Origin of the sequence: Sphingobium sp. YR768 (assembly GCF_900111125.1) — a bacterium.
In the GTDB taxonomy this organism is placed as follows: Bacteria; Pseudomonadota; Alphaproteobacteria; order Sphingomonadales; family Sphingomonadaceae; genus Sphingobium.
Map to the genome: position 1 here is coordinate 339,483 of NZ_FOGE01000003.1, position 16,063 is coordinate 355,545.

Below are 16,063 nucleotides of genomic sequence, written 5' to 3' on the forward strand. Positions count from 1 at the left end.
AATGGACTTACTTCCAGTCGAAGGGCAGCGGCGCTTCGCGGAAGGCGAAGCGGTCGAGATGATCGGCGACCACCTGCTTGAACCGCTCGACATCGGCGTCCGCATTGGGCTCCAGCACCACGACCAGCGCTTCCGGCTCGGCCGTCATGCGGATCGGCCCCATCGGGAAGGCGATCTCCCCCTGCGCGGGATCGAAATTCACCTCGAACTTGTGGCTCCAATGTTTGCACAGCTGCTGGAGGTAACGGCTGCCGCTGGTGGTCGGCACGGTTGCAGTCACGGTCATGGGTTACAGCCTTTCGATCTTGTTGACGGCTTCGTCGATCAGGGCGGCGACGTCGAACATGGTCTGGCTATCCGCCCCTTCCTTTTCAAGGCGTTGCTGGATGGCAAAGCGCAAATTGTGCATGGCGCGGCGGACCGGACCACCATCGACCCGCTGCGCCTGCTGCGCCAGCGAGGCAAGCCGGGCCAGCGCCAGTTCCAGCGCCGCCTTGCGCTCCTCGATCTGGGCGGTTCCGGCTTCGGTGATGGCAAAGCGCTTGCGGCTGCCTGAGCCAGAGTCTTTTGGGGGCTGTTCGACGATCAGGTCCATCTCGGCCAGCAAGGTCAGTGTGGGATAGACCACACCGGGGCTGGGCGCATAGGCCTCCGCCGTCAGCGCCTCGATCGCGCGGATCAGTTCATAGCCGTGGCGCGGTTCATCGGCGATCAGCTTCAGCAGGATAAGCCGCAGCGTTTCATTGTCGAACAGCCGACGACGACCACCGCCGCCACCGCGCCCGCCCCGGCCACCGCCGCGCGGACCATCTTCGCCAAACGGATCGCCACCAAAGAGACCACCGCGACCCCGGCCGAAGCCGTCAGGAAAGGCGAAGCGGCCATGACCGGAATGGGGGCTACCCCGACCTCCGTGCATTCCGCCATGATGACCAAAGCCGCCATGACGGCCGTGAGAGGGATGAAAATTTCGCATCAATTCTTCTTTCATATGCCTCATGATGTACTGCGATATATCTTAAAAATTCTGATCGTCAAGACTTACGATATATCTTTTTGTATCTTTCAGATTTTCGAGCGCCTGATCCGCATGCCCTTGGTCCGACTGGTCAGGTGGAATTTCCGACACAGGGCACAGCGATAGGGGCGCAGCACAATGGCCGCGCGGGCGATCACCGCCCAGGCTTCATCTTCCGTGTCATAGCGCGCCTTCTTGCGGCAGATGCCCAGGGTCGTGCGCATGGCCCGCCCCGATCGCCTAGAGCGACGCGAAATCGATCGGCGCGTGCCGATCGAGCGTCCGGCTCTGGTCCTCAAGCGGATATTTGAGGCCGCTGGCGCAGTTGAACAGCACCGCCCGATCGTCGCGGCCGATCAGACCTTCGTCCAGAGCGCGCTGATAAGCCGCCAGCGTCGCCCCACCCTCCGGACAGAGCAACAGCCCGTCATCGCGCGCTACATCACGCACCGCCGCCGCGATCGCCGCGTCCGACACCGCCAGCGCCGCGCCGCCACTTTCCCGCACCGCGCGCAGGATCAGGAAGTCGCCCACGGCCTTTGGCACGCGAATGCCCATCGCGATGGTCTGCGCATCCTCCCAGCGCTCGGCAAATTCCACACCCTGCTCGAAAGCGCGGACCATCGGCGCGCAGCCCTCCGCCTGCACCGCGAACATCTTCGGCCGTTTGGAGCCGATGAAGCCGATCTTCTCCAGTTCGTCGAACGCCTTCCACATACCGATCAGGCCGGTGCCGCCGCCGGTAGGATAGAAGATCGCGTCCGGCAGTTCCCAGCCGAGCTGTTCGGCCAGTTCCAGCCCCATCGTCTTCTTGCCCTCGATCCGGTACGGCTCCTTGAGCGTCGAAAAGTCGAACCAGCCGCGCTCTTTCGCCCCCTGCCCCACGATCGCGCCGCAATCGTCGATATAGCCATTGACGCGATAGACCCGCGCGCCCTGCGCCGCGATCTCGCGCACATTCACTTCGGGCGTATCGGCCGGGCAGAAGATCACCGATTCCATGCCAGCAACGGCGGCATAGGCAGCCAGCGCCGCGCCGGCATTGCCATTGGTCGGCATCGCCACCTGGGTCACGCCCAGTTCCTTGGCCATCGACACGGCCATGACGAGGCCCCGCGCCTTGAAGGACGCGGTCGGCAACCGCCCCTCATCCTTGGCGAGCAGATGCGCGCCGCCCAGCCGCTTCGCCGTGCGCGGCAGCGGAATGAGCGGCGTGGCATTTTCGCCGAGACTCACGATGTTGGACGTCTGCCGCACCGGCAGCAATTCGCGCCAGCGCCACAGGTCCATCGGCCGCGCGGCCAGCGCTTCCTTGGTCAGCGTGGCCCGCACGCCCTCCAGATCATAGCGCACCAGCAACGGCTTCCCCGCCGCCGACAGCCCATGCAGCCGATCCGCCTCATAATGCTCGCCGGTCAGCGAACATTCGAGATGGGTGACAAAGGTCGGGCGATCGGTGGTGAGGTTCAGGTCGTGGCGCATGAAAATCCCGTTCGTTCCAAGCCTGTCATTTTCCCGTCCCTCTAAAAAGAAAGAACAGGGCTTCGACAGGCTCAGCCCGAACGGGTTGAGAAGATTAGTCCGGCTTCTTCGCCACGCTGACCATGGCGGGGCGCAGCAGGCGGTCCTTGATCATATAGCCGGCCTGCATTTCGACCAGCACGGTGCCCGGCTCGGCATCGGCGGAGGGAAGTTCCATCACCGCCTGATGCTTGTTGGGGTCGAGCGGCTGGCCGACCGATTCCAGCTTGGTCACGCCGTTGCGGCCGAACACGCTGTCCAGTTCGCGGCCGGTGGCTTCCAGGCCAACGACCAGGCTCTTGAACTTGTCATCCTCACGCAGGTCGGCGGGGATGGCGGCCAGCGCACGGCTCAGATTGTCGGCGACCGACAGGATATCGCGGGCGAAGGCGGTCGATGCATAGGACCGCGCGTCCGCCAGTTCCTTTTCCAGCCGACGGCGCACATTTTGCGTATCGGCATGGGCGTAGAGAATATCCTGCTTCGCGGTGGCGAGTTCCGCCTCCAGCGCCGCGATCTTCTCCGCAACGGGGTCTGCTGCGGGCGCGGCGTCTTCCGGCAGCGCGTCCACGACTTCGGTGTTTTCGATAGTGTCTTTTTGTTCGCTCATCTCATCAATCTCGATAGCGTCTGTGCTGTGAAATCCACCATGGGGATCACCCGCGCATAGTTCAAGCGCGTGGGGCCGATCACGCCGACCACGCCGACGACCCGGCCGTCCGCGCCCCGGTAGGGGGCGGCTATGACCGAAGAACCCGACAGGGAAAAGAGCTTGTTTTCCGAGCCGATGAAGATTTTGGTCGCGCTGCCCGCCAATGCGCCGCGCAACAAGTCCAATATTTCCTGCTTGCCCTCCAGTTGCTCCAGCAACTGCCGGGCGCGCTCCAGGTCGGCGGCGGCACTGTCATCCAGCAGATGCGACTGGCCACGCACGATCAGCACGGGCCTGTCGTCCGCATCATGCGACCAGATGGCCAGGCCCCGCGCCGCCAGATCGCGCGCACTGTTGTCCAGCGCGTGCCGCTCGGCCTCCATCTCGCGCGCCAGCGCCTCGCCCGCCTGCCGCAGGGTCAGGCCGCCAAAGCGCGCCGACATGAAATTGGCCGCTTCGTTGAGCGCGATCGGGCTGACCCCTTCGGGCAAATCCAGCACGCGATTTTCGACCGATCCGTCCTGCCCCACCAGCACCGCCAGCGCCTGTCGGGCATTGAGCGGCACAAAGCCGAATTGACGCAATATCGGCTCGCGCTTGGGCACCATGACGATCCCGGCGCAGGCCGACAGGCCAGACAGCGTAGCGGTGGCAGCGGACAGCGCTTCCTCGATCGGCCCGCTTTCCGATATACCGGCCTCTATCGCGCGACGCTCCTCGGGCGACGGTTCGGCCGCCTGCATCATGCCGTCGACGAACAGGCGCAGCCCCGTCTCGGTTGGCATCCGCCCGGCCGACGTATGCGGCGCGGCCAGAAGCCCCAGTTCCTCCAGATCCTGCATGACGTTGCGGATCGAGGCGGGCGACAGGCTGAGCGAGGCCATCTTGCTGATGGTGCGCGACCCCACGGGCATGCCGGTGCCCAGATAGCTTTCCACCACCAGGCGAAACACATCGCGCGCGCGATCATTCAGTTCGGAGATGGGCGTGACCGACATAGTCTCTATCTAGGCAAGGCGGCGTGCGCGCTCAAGGCGCGACGGCCTTGGGATTGAGCATATGCTGGACGTCGAGGATCTTGGGCACCGAAGCGATCGCCACGCGCAGCTTGCCATATTGCGGGTCCATGCAGCCGGATTGATAGTCCAGCCGCGTCGTCGCCTGCCCCGGACGGGTCCATTCCACGCTATAGCTGGGCATATCGGTGGCGAAGCGCTCGCAATTCTTGCCATGGGCGATGGTCTGGGTCGTACCCGCCGCCGGGCGATGCGGGGCCAGGGTCGCGACCAGCTTGCGATATTGCACCCTCGACACCGTGAAGCGGGTCGGCCCCGGCACCGATGTATAGCGTTCCGGCGTCAGCAAACCCGCCCCGTCGGGCGACACCTGCACCGTATAAGTGGGGCACGCGCCAAAGCAGCGCCCGGCGGTGAAGCGGATCACGTCGCCTGGCGCCTTGGGCGGTTCCAGCCCTTCCTGCTCTGCCATACACCCCGCCAGCGCGAACAGCGCGGCCAGACCCAAGATTTTTATCGTCATAACGCCTCTTATCGTCCAATTCCCTCGCTGGACACTGGCAAGTGTCGCCGTCGGACGCTAAGCGCCGCTTTAAGTGCGCTATTGGGCGCATTGGTGGCCATGGCCGCCATCAGACCGTTTTTCGGAGAAATATTATGCGTCCTTCCGGCCGCGCGCCCGACCAGATGCGCGACATCACCATGGAACCCGGCTTCACCATCCACGCGGAAGGCTCGTGCCTTGTTAGCTTCGGTGACACCCGCGTTCTGTGCACCGCCTCGATCGAGGAAAAGGTGCCCCCCTTCCTGCGTGGCAAGGGGTCGGGCTGGGTCACGGCCGAATATGGCATGCTGCCCCGCGCCACCCATACCCGCGGCAGCCGTGAAGCGGCCAAGGGCAAGCAGTCGGGCCGCACGCAGGAAATCCAGCGCCTGATCGGCCGCTCGCTGCGCACGATCGTTGACCTGAAAAAGCTGGGCGAGCGCCAGATCGTGGTCGATTGTGACGTGATCCAGGCCGATGGCGGCACCCGCACCGCCGCGATCTCAGGCAGCTGGGTTGCGCTGCGCATCGCCGTCGACAAGCTGCTGGCCTCGGGTGCGCTGAGCGAAGATCCGATCATCCAGAAAGTCGCGGCGATCAGCTGCGGCATCTACAACGGCACCCCGGTCCTCGACCTCGACTATGCCGAAGACAGCAATGCCGAGACGGACGCCAACCTGATCCTGACCGGCGACGGCAAGTTCGCCGAAGTGCAGGCGACGGCTGAGGGCGCCGCCTATGACGAGGAAGAGCTGCTCCGCCTGCTCCGCCTCGCCCGCATCGGCTGCGCGAAGATCTTCGCCGCGCAGGACGTGGCGACCGGGCGTTAATTCACGCCCGATGTTGCAACCCTGCCGTGCTCCTGCGAAAGCAGGAGCCCAGGGTTTTGGGCACTCAATAGGGTGCCTTGGGTTCCTGCTTTCGCAGGAACACAAAGATGGTGCAGGGTAGAAAAATGAGCGACGATTTCGGACAGGAACAGGCGATCCGCAAGCTGAAGCCGGGCAAGCTGGTGATCGCCAGCCATAATCCGGGCAAGATACGCGAAATCGCCGCTCTGCTCGGCCCCTATGGAATCGAACCGATTTCCGCCGGGTCGCTCGACCTGCCCGAACCGGAAGAAACCGGCACCACCTTCATCGCCAATGCGGAATTGAAGGCGATGCAGGCCGCAGACCTCTCCGGCTTGCCCGCCCTCGCCGACGACAGCGGCCTGTGCGTCGAGGCGCTGAATGGCGATCCGGGCCTCTTCTCCGCCCGCTGGGCCGGGCCGGAAAAGGATTTCGGCATGGCGATGCAGAAGGTGTGGAACGGCGTGGAAGCCAAAGGCCCCGATGCCGGCCATGGCGCCCATTTCGTCTGCGCCCTCGCCCTCGCCTGGCCGGACGGCCATGTCGAAGCGTTCGAGGGCCGCGTGGACGGCACGCTGGTCTGGCCGCCACGCGGGCAGAATGGCTTTGGCTATGACGCGATGTTCCAGCCGCTGGGCCACGACATCAGCTTCGGCGAGATGGACCCGGACGCCAAGCACGCCATGAGCCACCGCGCCGACGCCTTCGCCCAACTGGTGAAGGCGGTTTTCTAAACCGCCGGCACGGCCTTCAGCTTCGCCTGGCCGATATGCCAGCGCAATTGCGCTGGCGACGCGCCGTCCACATCATTGACCCGTCGCACGACATAGTCGCCTACGAAGCGCTGGCGCGTGCCGTCCTCCAGTTGCGAATCGACCGTGACCGGCACCGTCTGGTAGATCGATCCCGCGCCGCCATCGCCCGGCTCCAGCTTGCCGATCGTCACCCGCGTCGACCGGGTATGGGTGAAGCCAGCCTCGAACTGCGCCAGCGTCTGACCGGGGCGGCCATCCTCCCCCCATTGGCTCCAGGCCGTGCCATAATCGCGGGCGTTGATCGCGGAATAGTATCGCAACACCATAGCGGCGGCAGCCTCCATGCTCTTGGGCGCGGGCGTGCAGCCCGCCATGGGCGGCCCGTCGCCATCGAACAGGGCGCAACTGCGCGCAATCTCATCCTCGATCATCGCGCAGCTATTGGCGGCGTTGCATGGCGGACGGGTGGCCGGCGATACATCACGGCACAGCTTCACCCGTTTGGCGGCAGCGGCCGATCCGATCTCCGCCGCGCAAGACAGCGGCCTCGCTGCCTGCGTTTCGGCAGCAGCTGTTGGCGTCCGCATGGGGCTTTGCGCCGCATCATTGCCCTCGCCCGCAACTACGGCCGGTGCTGCACTGTTGTTCGCCGCATCATCGACTTTCGGCGCGGTCGGTGCGCCACAGGCCGCCAGCCCGATCAGGGCCGTGCCCGACAATATCCATGACAGCAGCAGCGGGCGCATCCTCTTTCCTTCTTCAGAACAGTATAGAGGCCCAATGCCCGGCGGCTGCGAAAATATCCGTGCGGCTTATTTGGCCGCGCTCGCCACGATCGTTTCCGCGACATTCGGCGTGGCTGCCACAGGCGCCGGAAGCGGCGCATCCTCCGCATCCAGTGGCCCCTTGCCGTAGCTATTACCCGCCGGGAAATAGCGGCAGACCAGATAGTCATATTGCGCGCCTTCGCCCAGCGCGCAGCCGACCTTCTTCGTACCGCGCCAGATCATCTGGGTATAGTGGCCGACATCCTGCCAGCGCCCGGTCGTGCTGATATCGGGCAGCCTGCCACCGGCCCGGAACAGCTTCCCCTCTTCCAGAAACGATCCCACCATCACCTGATAGCCATAGAGCCGATGCGGCCCCATCCACAAATTTTCGCCGCTGGGGATCGCCCGGTTGCCGCGCTGCGAATGGCGGAACAGGCCGGTCTTTGCCATGTCATCGGCATAGCGCGCCGCATCGGCCGCCAGCGCCTCGTCCCAGTCCAGCGCCGCCACGCCCAGAGCCTCGCGCGCGCCATTATGCATGTCCAGCACCACCGCCCGCAGCAGGTCGGGGCCACGCGGCGCTTCCTCCATGCCGTAAAAGGCCGCCGGCATGACAGCGTTGGCTGCAACGGCCATGGGCGCGGCTGGCGGAGAGGTGGACGCCTGCGTATCCGCCGCCCCGGCCGTACCGCATGCGGCCATGGCCACCAATATCGGCGCAGCCCATAGCGAACCGCGCAAAAAGCCTCTAGAGCCGCCCCCAGCCATGTCCTCTTATTCCCCCGCATCTCCGCCGCCCCCCGGCGACGCTCAGGCCTTATACATTCATTGGCCTTTTTGCGTATCCAAATGTCCCTATTGCGATTTTAACAGTCATGTCCGCGACAGCGTGGATGTAGACGCATGGCAGGCGGCTTTGCTGGCCGACATGGCGCATGAGGCAGAACTGACCGGCGACCGGCCGCTTTCCTCCATCTTCTTTGGCGGCGGTACGCCATCCTTGATGCCGCCCAAGCTGGTCGAGGCGCTGCTGACGGCAGCGGAGCGGCATTGGGGCTTCACCCCCGACATGGAAATCACGCTGGAGGCCAACCCCAATTCGGTCGAGGCGGCCCGCTTTGCCGATATCGCCGCCGCCGGGGTCAATCGCGTATCGCTCGGTCTTCAGGCGCTGGAAAATGAGGCCCTGCACTTTCTGGGCCGCGCGCATGATGTGGAAGAAGGGCTGGCGGCGCTCGCCACCGCGCAATCGGTGTTCGACCGGGTCAGCTTCGACCTGATCTACGCCCGCCCCGACCAGAGCGAGGCCGACTGGGAAGCGGAACTGGCCCGCGCCCTCTCTTTCGGCACCGGGCATCTCTCGCTCTATCAGCTCACGATCGAGCCGGGGACGCGCTTTGCGACCTTGGTGGCGCAGGGCAAGCTGACCCCGGTCGATCCGGACCATGGCGCCACCCTCTATGAACTGACGCAGGCGATGACCGGCGCGGCGGCTATTCCCGCCTATGAGATCAGCAACCATGCCCGGCCGGGGCAGGAAAGCCGCCATAACCTGACCTATTGGCGCTATGGCGACTATGCCGGCATCGGGCCGGGCGCGCATGGTCGGCGGCGCGGCATGGCGACGATGCGCCACAAGAAGCCGGAAAACTGGATGGGCGCGGTCGCGCGCAACGGCCATGGCATCCAGAGCGAAGAGGCGCTGATCCCGGAGGACCGGGCGCGGGAAGCGTTGCTGATGGGATTGCGGCTGGGCGAAGGCGTGGACCTGTCCCGCATCGCCGCCCAGTCCGGTGTCCGCGCCGACCGGCTGGTCGACGAACGGGCGATCATGCAACTGACCGACCTCGGCCTCATCCGCCTGACCGGCGCCCGATTGCAGGTGGCCCCGGCGGGGATGCTGCTACTGGATGCAATCCTGCCGGAAGTGGTGGCGATTTAGGAATGTTAGTCGTTCCCGTTCGTCCTGAGCTTGTCGAAGGACGTTGCGCGCGTCCTTCGACAAGCTCAGGACGAACGGGTCTTATTTAAAGACCCGGTGTCTCAAGGCTGCTCGCTGCGCAGTTCGGCGATGGAGCGGTCGATTTCGCGCAGCGCCTCGGCACGGGCATCCCTGGGCATCGACATGTTCGCCGCGATCTGGGCGCGGGCCGAGCGCAGGCCGCTGATTGCCGCGACATGGGCATTGCGGGCGGCGCGATCGGCGCGGGCCGCATCCATGTCAGCCTGACGTTCAGCACGATCCGCCTGAAGCTCCGCCCGCCGCGCGGCGCGATCCGCCTCACCCTGCGCGCGTTCGGCGGCCATCTCCGCCTGCCATTCCGCCTGACGCGCAGCCCGTTCCGCCTGTTGCCCGGCCCGCTCAGCCGCCCGTTCGATCCCTGCCTTGCAGATGCGGACCCGGATATGACGGCGGCCATTGGCATCCACCGTCTCGCTGCGGGTCGTGCTCTGCTTGCCGGCATCGCAGCCTTCGCGCACATCGACCACCGGCGCCATGCGGGCGATCTCCGCTTCGGTCGGGATGCGATGGGTTTCGACCCGACCATTGGCATGGGTGACGGTGATCCGCCCCTTTTCACTGCGCACGCTGACAGGCGGCACCGGGGGAACGGGCGCGGTCGGCGCGATCATGTCGACGGGCGGCACAATGGGCGCGACCGGCGCCATCGGCGCAGGCGCCGGGTCGGCAAAAGCATGGGCGGCGGGCGCAGCCGGAACCGCTGGCACAGCCGGGACGGCGGGCACGGCGGCGACAGCGGGAATGGAAGCCTCGGCGGGCTGGGCGACCAGTTCGGTCAGGCGGGCGAAGTCGGCGCCGTCCACCTTGTCGGTGATCGCCGCCATCTGCTGCGCGGCGCGGCTGCCCGATGCGGTGAGCGCCAGACCGGTGGCGGTGACGAGCGCGACGGCGGCCATGCCCCAGCTGATACGGCGGAGCGACATGTCATGATTGGACAGCATTTTCAGTCTCCCCTTGAGAGCGTTGATGCGGGTAAGATGGCAGGCGGCGGCGAACTGGCGGCCACCGGCGGCCTTCAATATGGCGCGACCATAGGCATGGGCCTGTTCCCGGCCGTAAAGCGACAGGACACGCGCATCGCAGGCGGTTTCCTGATCGGCGCGATAGGCACGATAGGCGATCCAGGCGATCGGATTGCACCAGTGGACGGCCAGCAATAGCAGGGCGATCATATTGGCGGTCAGATCGCCGCGTTCATGATGCGCCCGTTCATGGGCGATCGCCATATCCTGTTCCTGCGCATCATAGCGCAGGGCGAAATCGGCGGGCAGCACGATGAAGGGACGAAAGATGCCGAAGGCCAGCGGCCCCGACGCCTGCGGGCTGGTGATGATGCGGATGCGCCCTTCTTCCCCGATCGGCGTCATGCCGTGCAGCATATGGCGACGAAAGCGGACATAGCCCACCGCCTGCACGATCAGGAAGGCGACCATGCCGACGAACCAGATCGCCAGCCCGATTTCAAGCCAGGGCATGGCGGGCGCGGCGGCCTCCACCGGCGCGGCGGCGGGCGTGGCGAGCAGATCGGTCAACCCCGCCTCATCCACCGCCTGATGCAGCGGGGAAGGGTCAAGATCGCACGGCAGCGCCGGCAGCAGCATGCGGGCCAGCGGCAGCGCCCAGAGCATATAGGCCGCCCCCGCCCCGAGCCAGCGCGCCACCGGGCGGCGCAGCATCATCACCAGCGCCATCAGCAATGTCGTGGCGATCAGCGTTTCAGCGATCCAGACGCTCATGATTTCAGCCCTTTCAGGATTTCCTCAAGCTCGGCGATATCCTCCGCCGTCAATTGATCCTGGCTCGCCAGCTGGGCGACCAGCGGCGACACCCGGCCGCCGAACAGGCGGTTCACCAGCCGCCCCGATTCGCCCGCCACATAGTCCTCCCGCGCCACCAGCGGGCGGTAGAGGAAGCGGCGGCCATCCTGATCGGCGGCGATCACATCCTTGGCCATCAGGCGGGACAGCAAAGTCTTGACCGTCTGGAGGCTCCAGTCGCGGTCGGCGGCGACCCGGTCGGCGATGTCATTGGCGGCCTGTGGCGCGGCTTCCCACAGGGATTCCATCACCACCAGTTCCGCTTCGCTGATCTTCTCGCTCACCTGTCCACACCCGACTCGATCGTTTAACAACTACAGCTGTAGTCGCATCGATTACGGATGTAGTCAATAACGATTCGCAGAGGGGCGCCAGCATCGCGGAGCGCTATTCCTGCTGCCTTTTCACCGACATGGCCCAAAACGTCGGAATTTTTTACAAATCGATATAGAGACGCTGCGGCGTTAACCTTTGCACCCCCCGCTTTCCCGTGCCCGCCGCATATTGGCATGGCGATTGCGTTCTGATCGCTGTTCCCACCGTTCAACTACCCGGGGGATGCAGGCAGGTCTCCGCCACGCATCCCCCACCCGGTGGCTTTCCCGAAAATCAGCTTTCGATCAGATCCAGATAGGCGACGACATCATTGTCCGTCGCCAGGAAAAGGCCGTCCTGCACCTCGGCCGGCTGCTGCTCGGCGACATGCAGCGCCTGACTGAGCGGGCCATACATTATCGTCATGGCCGCCCCATCATCGCCCAGATGATAGAGGCGGACGGTCGCGCTGTCATAGGTGGTTCGCATGGCGCTTACCTAGCAGATCAGCGCGGCGAAGTCAGCGCCCGGACTAACGGCGATCCTTGACCTTCATGCTGGGCGCCAGTTCGTTCGCGCCGATCTTCACCGCATCGTCGGTGAAATTGGCGACGAAGGTAGAGCCGCGTTCCAGCCCCGGCACGAAGCCCGCCTTGTTGCCCTCGATCACCAGCCCGGCGCTGGAATGTTCGCGGCCCTCCGGCGCGACGGTGATGAAGGCGGACCAATTATCCTTGTCCTTGCCCTGCACCATTTCATTGCCCGTAATGGTGCCGGTCGCGCCATTGGACAGGTCGATCATATAATTGGTCAGATGCCCGCCGCTGTCGTCGAAGCTGTTGCCGCTGATGGTGACGCGGGCGGTGCGGGCTTTCAGATAATGGCCGCCATCGCCCTGATCGAAGCGGCTGTTGGTGACGGAGAGGCTGGCGAGCCGCCCGATATAGATGCCATGCGCGCAATCCAGATCGCGGTCGCACCGCCCCAGCTTGCGGAAGGTCGACTTGTCGATCGCCACCTGCCCGCCATCATAATCGCCCGTGAGGATGCCTTCCTCGCTGTTACGGAACAGGCTGTTGCGGACGGTCAGGTTCCCGCTTTCCAGCCGGATGCCCGCGCCATTGCCGTCGGGCACGCGGATATTCTGAAAGATGATGCCGTCGACCGTGCTGGCCTGCCCGCGCAGCACCAGCGCGCCCTTCCCCTCGCACGGCACCCCGTCGAAGATTACCGTACCGGGCGTCGCGGCGCGGATGGTGACGTCGCCCCCCTGCTGCACGCCGCACTGATGATAGGTGCCCGGCGCCACAACCACCGTGCCGCGCCGATCCCCGATCGCCGCCAGCGCATCCCCGATGGATGCAAAGCCCTGCCCCGTTTCCGCGACGGTAAAGGGAGCGGCATTACCCTGCGCCACCGCAGTAGAAGCGATCGCGGCGGAGACGAGGAGCGTGGTGGAGAGGATGCGCATGGGCGGCAGGATAGGCCCGACCGGTTGCAGGACCAAGACGGGAATGGGGGCAATCGGCCGCTGCCCCGCTATGGGACAGGTTGGGGGCGGGCCTTTAAGCAGGAAACAGGTCGACCCGTTCCGCATCCGGCAACACCGCGTCGATCAATAGCGACCGGTGGCAGCCGGACGGGTCGCGTTCGAAGCAGAGCAAGGCGGTGGGAATTTCCGCTGCCATGTCCTTCAACTGTTCGGCCTGCACGATCGCTTCGGGAAGATCGAGTTGCCGGGTGTAGATTTCGGCGAGGCGGGCATGCTGTCCTTTACGCGCGGCTTCGCGCCCTTCGGCAGGCGTGCCCAGCGCCTTCAGGCCGACATAGTCGATGCCCGCTTCACGCAGGCCAGCGGCAAGGATGTTCTTCGAGAAGCCGGGGCGACGCGACAGCGGCACCGCGCGGACGTCGGCAAGGAGGCGCACACCGGCGGCTTGCAAGGCAGCGATCAACGCCGGCTGGGTCGTGCCTTCATAGCCGATGGTAAAGATTTTCATCGAAGGGAGATAGGGAGGGGATGGCGTGTTTACAGCCACGATCGTCCATAGGCCGTTCCCCGGCGAAGGCCGGGGCCCAGTTCGCCCCTTTCAACTGGACCCCGGCCTTCGCCGGGGAACAAGCCCTTAGTCCAGATTAGGCCGCAGATAGCGCTCCGCCGTTTCCAGATCGATGCCGCGCCGCTGGGCATAGTCCTCCAACTGATCACGCCCCACGCGGGCCACGCCGAAATATTCGGCCTGCGGATGGCCGAAATAGAAGCCGCTGACCGCTGCCGTCGGTAGCATCGCAAAGCTCTCCGTGAGGGTCGCGCCCGTCGCGTGATGCGCGTCCAGCATGTCGAACAATATCGGCTTGAGGCTATGTTCCGGGCAGGCGGGATAGCCGGGCGCCGGGCGGATGCCGCGATATTGTTCCTTGATGAGCGCTTCGTTGGTGAGTTGCTCGCCCTCCGCATAGCCCCACAGCGCAGTGCGGACATAATGGTGCAACCGCTCGGCAAAGGCTTCGGCCAGACGGTCGGCCAGTGCCTTCAGAAGAATGTCCGAATAGTCATCGATCGCATTTTTGAACCGCGCCAGATGCGGTTCGATGCCGTGGATCGACACGGCAAAGCCGCCCATCCAGTCGCCATCATGGCTGATGAAGTCGGCCAGACACATATTGGCGCGCCCTTCCCGCTTCTGGATCTGCTGGCGCAGCATCGGCAGGGTATAGTGCTTCTCATCCTCTACATGGACGATGATGTCGTCGCCCTCACGGCGGCAGGGCCACAGGCCCGCCACGCCGCGCGCGGTCAGCCATTTGTCGTTGACGATCTTGTCCAGCATCTTCTGTGCATCGGCGAACAGGCTGGTCGCGCTTTCGCCCACCACTTCGTCCGTCAGGATCGCGGGATAATTGCCGGCCAGTTCCCATGCGCGGAAGAAGGGGGTCCAGTCGATATACTGGACCAGATCCTTCAGATCCCAGTCGGGGAAGCGATGGACGCCGGGCAGGCGCGGACGCGGCGCCTTCAGGCTCTCGTCAATCTCGAAACCATTGTCGCGGGCATCCGCGATGCTGATCAGCGCGCTTTGCCCCTTGTTGGCGCGGGCGACGCGGACATGCTCATAATCATCCTTGGTCTTCTGGACGAAATCATTCTTCTGCGTTTCGCTGACCAGCGCCGTCGCCACACCCACGGCGCGGCTGGCGTCCAGCACATGCACCACCGGCCCGGTAAAGGCCGGATCGATGCGTAGCGCCGTGTGCACGCGCGAGGTGGTCGCCCCGCCGATCAGCAACGGCATCACCATATTGGCGCGCTGCATTTCCTGCGCCACCGTCACCATCTCGTCCAGCGAGGGGGTGATGAGGCCGGACAGGCCGATCATGTCCGCGTCATGATCGTTCGCAGCCTTGATGATGTCCTGCCAGGGCACCATCACGCCCATGTCGACCACTTCGAAGCCGTTGCACTGGAGCACGACGCCGACGATATTCTTGCCGATATCATGCACGTCGCCCTTCACGGTCGCCATGATGATCTTGCCCTTGCCCTTGGCGCCCGGTTCCTTGGCCGCCTCGATATAGGGCAGCAGATGCGCGACCGCCTTCTTCATGACGCGGGCGGATTTCACCACCTGCGGCAGAAACATCTTGCCCGCGCCGAACAGGTCGCCGACCACGTTCATGCCGTCCATCAGCGGCCCTTCGATCACCTCGATCGGCTTGGCGGCGGCGAGGCGGCACTCTTCGGTGTCCTCCACCACATACATGTCGATGCCCTTGACCAGCGCATGCTCCAGCCGCTTGGCGACCGGCCAGCCGCGCCATTCCTGCGCGGCCTTTTCGGTCGCCGCATCCTTGCCGCGATAGCTTTCCGCCAGCGTGACCAGCCGCTCGCCCGCTTCGGGATCGCTGTTCAGCAGCACATCTTCGCATGCCTTGCGCAGCGCCGGATCGATCGTGTCATAGACGTCGAGTTGCCCGGCATTGACGATCGCCATGTCCAGCCCCGCCGGAATGGCATGGTACAGGAACACGCTGTGCATCGCCCGACGCACCGGTTCGTTGCCGCGGAAAGAGAAGGAGAAGTTCGACAGGCCGCCCGAAATATGGACATGCGGGCAGCGCTTCTTGATCTCGCGACAGGCTTCGATGAAGTCGACGCCGTAATTATTGTGCTCCTCGATCCCGGTCGCCACCGCGAAGATATTGGGATCGAAGATGATATCCTCGGGCGGGAAGCCGATGGTCATCAGCAGCTTGTAAGCACGCTCGCAAATCTCGACCTTGCGCGCCTGCGTATCCGCCTGCCCCGTCTCATCGAACGCCATGACGACCACCGCCGCGCCATAGGCCATGCAGAGCTTCGCATGATGCAGGAAGGCTTCCTCACCCTCCTTCATGCTGATCGAATTGACGACCGGCTTGCCGGAAACGCATTTCAAGCCCGCCTCGATCACGTCCCATTTGGAGCTGTCGATCATGACCGGCACGCGGCTGATATCCGGTTCCGACGTCATGAGCTTCAGGAACGTGGTCATCGCCTCGACCGCGTCGAGCAGGCCTTCGTCCATGTTCACGTCGACGATCTGCGCGCCATTTTCGACCTGCTCGCGGGCGATGTCGATGGCGGCGGCATAATCGCCGGCCATGATCAGCTTCTTGAACTTGGCCGAGCCGGTGACGTTGGTGCGTTCACCGATATTGACGAAGGTGGCGGTGGATTGGGTGGTCATATCCCGTTCTCTAAATCCGTTCGGGCTGAGCCTGTCGAAGCCCAGTCCTTTTCT

The 16,063-nt window shown here is 64.7% G+C and carries 18 protein-coding genes; 3 read left to right on the forward strand and 15 right to left on the reverse strand.

What is annotated here, in order from left to right:
* Window positions 1-7: 7 nt before the first annotated feature.
* The 7 genes from BMX92_RS06285 to BMX92_RS06310 all read right to left on the reverse strand — a co-directional run bounded on the left by BMX92_RS06285 (window position 8) and on the right by BMX92_RS06310 (window position 4,730).
* Window positions 8-286, reverse strand: coding sequence for a DUF2218 domain-containing protein (locus tag BMX92_RS06285; protein ID WP_093013539.1), 279 nt, complete (start codon window positions 284-286; stop codon window positions 8-10).
* A 3-nt stretch (window positions 287-289) separates the two neighbouring features.
* Window positions 290-976: a PadR family transcriptional regulator gene (locus tag BMX92_RS06290; RefSeq protein ID WP_371262286.1), complete on the reverse strand. Its 687-nt coding sequence runs from the start codon at window positions 974-976 to the stop codon at window positions 290-292.
* Between the two features lie 89 nt (window positions 977-1,065).
* Window positions 1,066-1,242 carry a hypothetical protein gene (locus BMX92_RS27285; RefSeq protein WP_177184949.1) on the reverse strand — a complete coding sequence of 59 codons (177 nt, stop codon included), beginning with the start codon at window positions 1,240-1,242 and terminating at the stop codon, window positions 1,066-1,068.
* Between the two features lie 16 nt (window positions 1,243-1,258).
* A complete protein-coding gene (locus BMX92_RS06295) occupies window positions 1,259-2,500 on the reverse strand; it encodes a threonine synthase (RefSeq protein ID WP_093013542.1) in 1,242 nt (413 codons plus the stop codon).
* 94 nt (window positions 2,501-2,594) lie between these two features.
* Complete coding sequence (grpE, locus tag BMX92_RS06300; protein WP_093013545.1) at window positions 2,595-3,149, reverse strand: nucleotide exchange factor GrpE; 555 nt, start codon at window positions 3,147-3,149, stop codon at window positions 2,595-2,597.
* Window positions 3,146-4,189, reverse strand: coding sequence for a heat-inducible transcriptional repressor HrcA (gene hrcA / locus BMX92_RS06305; RefSeq protein WP_093013549.1), 1,044 nt, complete (start codon window positions 4,187-4,189; stop codon window positions 3,146-3,148). Before hrcA ends, grpE begins: the two co-directional genes overlap by 4 nt.
* Window positions 4,190-4,220: 31 nt before the next feature.
* Window positions 4,221-4,730, reverse strand: a complete 510-nt coding sequence (locus BMX92_RS06310) for a DUF6438 domain-containing protein (RefSeq protein ID WP_093013552.1) — start codon at window positions 4,728-4,730, stop codon at window positions 4,221-4,223.
* A gap of 134 nt (window positions 4,731-4,864) precedes the next feature.
* Between BMX92_RS06310 and rph the strand changes: the two genes are divergently transcribed.
* Together rph and rdgB are read left to right on the forward strand one after the other, a co-directional pair.
* Window positions 4,865-5,581 (forward strand): ribonuclease PH, encoded by a 717-nt coding sequence (gene rph / locus BMX92_RS06315; RefSeq protein WP_093013555.1) that lies wholly within the window; start codon window positions 4,865-4,867, stop codon window positions 5,579-5,581.
* Window positions 5,582-5,706: 125 nt separating this feature from the next.
* A complete protein-coding gene (gene rdgB / locus BMX92_RS06320; protein WP_093013558.1) occupies window positions 5,707-6,336 on the forward strand; it encodes an RdgB/HAM1 family non-canonical purine NTP pyrophosphatase in 630 nt (209 codons plus the stop codon).
* Here rdgB and BMX92_RS06325 read toward each other — a convergent pair.
* Both BMX92_RS06325 and BMX92_RS06330 read right to left on the reverse strand, forming a co-directional pair.
* A complete protein-coding gene (locus BMX92_RS06325; protein WP_093013561.1) occupies window positions 6,333-7,103 on the reverse strand; it encodes a hypothetical protein in 771 nt (256 codons plus the stop codon). The two genes, rdgB and BMX92_RS06325, sit on opposite strands and share 4 nt — an antisense overlap.
* 66 nt (window positions 7,104-7,169) lie before the next feature.
* A complete protein-coding gene (locus BMX92_RS06330; protein WP_093013564.1) occupies window positions 7,170-7,895 on the reverse strand; it encodes a CAP domain-containing protein in 726 nt (241 codons plus the stop codon).
* Between BMX92_RS06330 and hemW the strand changes: the two genes are divergently transcribed.
* Window positions 7,894-9,069 carry a radical SAM family heme chaperone HemW gene (hemW, locus tag BMX92_RS06335; RefSeq protein WP_093013567.1) on the forward strand — a complete coding sequence of 392 codons (1,176 nt, stop codon included), beginning with the start codon at window positions 7,894-7,896 and terminating at the stop codon, window positions 9,067-9,069. The two genes, BMX92_RS06330 and hemW, sit on opposite strands and share 2 nt — an antisense overlap.
* 101 nt (window positions 9,070-9,170) lie before the next feature.
* Here the strand turns inward: hemW and BMX92_RS06340 are convergent, their stop codons facing one another.
* The 6 genes from BMX92_RS06340 to metH form a co-directional block, all read right to left on the reverse strand.
* A complete protein-coding gene (locus BMX92_RS06340; RefSeq protein WP_093013570.1) occupies window positions 9,171-10,886 on the reverse strand; it encodes a M56 family metallopeptidase in 1,716 nt (571 codons plus the stop codon).
* Window positions 10,883-11,251 (reverse strand): BlaI/MecI/CopY family transcriptional regulator, encoded by a 369-nt coding sequence (locus BMX92_RS06345; protein WP_093013573.1) that lies wholly within the window; start codon window positions 11,249-11,251, stop codon window positions 10,883-10,885. The genes BMX92_RS06340 and BMX92_RS06345 overlap by 4 nt, the downstream gene beginning before the upstream one ends.
* Before the next feature lie 325 nt (window positions 11,252-11,576).
* Window positions 11,577-11,771 carry a hypothetical protein gene (locus BMX92_RS06350; RefSeq protein WP_093013576.1) on the reverse strand — a complete coding sequence of 65 codons (195 nt, stop codon included), beginning with the start codon at window positions 11,769-11,771 and terminating at the stop codon, window positions 11,577-11,579.
* 43 nt (window positions 11,772-11,814) lie between these two features.
* Window positions 11,815-12,753: a right-handed parallel beta-helix repeat-containing protein gene (locus BMX92_RS06355; RefSeq protein WP_093014000.1), complete on the reverse strand. Its 939-nt coding sequence runs from the start codon at window positions 12,751-12,753 to the stop codon at window positions 11,815-11,817.
* Window positions 12,754-12,847: 94 nt separating this feature from the next.
* Window positions 12,848-13,282, reverse strand: coding sequence for a DUF488 domain-containing protein (locus tag BMX92_RS06360; RefSeq protein ID WP_093013579.1), 435 nt, complete (start codon window positions 13,280-13,282; stop codon window positions 12,848-12,850).
* A 126-nt stretch (window positions 13,283-13,408) separates the two neighbouring features.
* Entirely contained in the window at window positions 13,409-16,009 is a 2,601-nt protein-coding gene (gene metH, locus BMX92_RS06365; protein ID WP_093013582.1) for a methionine synthase, read from the reverse strand.
* Window positions 16,010-16,063: the final 54 nt, after the last annotated feature.

Coding starts and splice junctions, on each gene's coding strand:
- BMX92_RS06285 (WP_093013539.1), bottom strand. CDS start 286: ATGACCGTGACTGCAACCGTGCCGACCACCAGCGGCAGCCGTTACCTC.
- BMX92_RS06290 (WP_371262286.1), bottom strand. CDS start 976: ATGCGAAATTTTCATCCCTCTCACGGCCGTCATGGCGGCTTTGGTCAT.
- BMX92_RS27285 (WP_177184949.1), bottom strand. CDS start 1,242: ATGCGCACGACCCTGGGCATCTGCCGCAAGAAGGCGCGCTATGACACG.
- BMX92_RS06295 (WP_093013542.1), bottom strand. CDS start 2,500: ATGCGCCACGACCTGAACCTCACCACCGATCGCCCGACCTTTGTCACC.
- grpE (WP_093013545.1), bottom strand. CDS start 3,149: ATGAGCGAACAAAAAGACACTATCGAAAACACCGAAGTCGTGGACGCG.
- hrcA (WP_093013549.1), bottom strand. CDS start 4,189: ATGTCGGTCACGCCCATCTCCGAACTGAATGATCGCGCGCGCGATGTG.
- BMX92_RS06310 (WP_093013552.1), bottom strand. CDS start 4,730: ATGACGATAAAAATCTTGGGTCTGGCCGCGCTGTTCGCGCTGGCGGGG.
- rph (WP_093013555.1), top strand. CDS start 4,865: ATGCGTCCTTCCGGCCGCGCGCCCGACCAGATGCGCGACATCACCATG.
- rdgB (WP_093013558.1), top strand. CDS start 5,707: ATGAGCGACGATTTCGGACAGGAACAGGCGATCCGCAAGCTGAAGCCG.
- BMX92_RS06325 (WP_093013561.1), bottom strand. CDS start 7,103: ATGCGCCCGCTGCTGCTGTCATGGATATTGTCGGGCACGGCCCTGATC.
- hemW (WP_093013567.1), top strand. CDS start 7,894: ATGTCCTCTTATTCCCCCGCATCTCCGCCGCCCCCCGGCGACGCTCAG.
- BMX92_RS06330 (WP_093013564.1), bottom strand. CDS start 7,895: ATGGCTGGGGGCGGCTCTAGAGGCTTTTTGCGCGGTTCGCTATGGGCT.
- BMX92_RS06340 (WP_093013570.1), bottom strand. CDS start 10,886: ATGAGCGTCTGGATCGCTGAAACGCTGATCGCCACGACATTGCTGATG.
- BMX92_RS06350 (WP_093013576.1), bottom strand. CDS start 11,771: ATGCGAACCACCTATGACAGCGCGACCGTCCGCCTCTATCATCTGGGC.
- BMX92_RS06355 (WP_093014000.1), bottom strand. CDS start 12,753: ATGCGCATCCTCTCCACCACGCTCCTCGTCTCCGCCGCGATCGCTTCT.
- BMX92_RS06360 (WP_093013579.1), bottom strand. CDS start 13,282: ATGAAAATCTTTACCATCGGCTATGAAGGCACGACCCAGCCGGCGTTG.
- metH (WP_093013582.1), bottom strand. CDS start 16,009: ATGACCACCCAATCCACCGCCACCTTCGTCAATATCGGTGAACGCACC.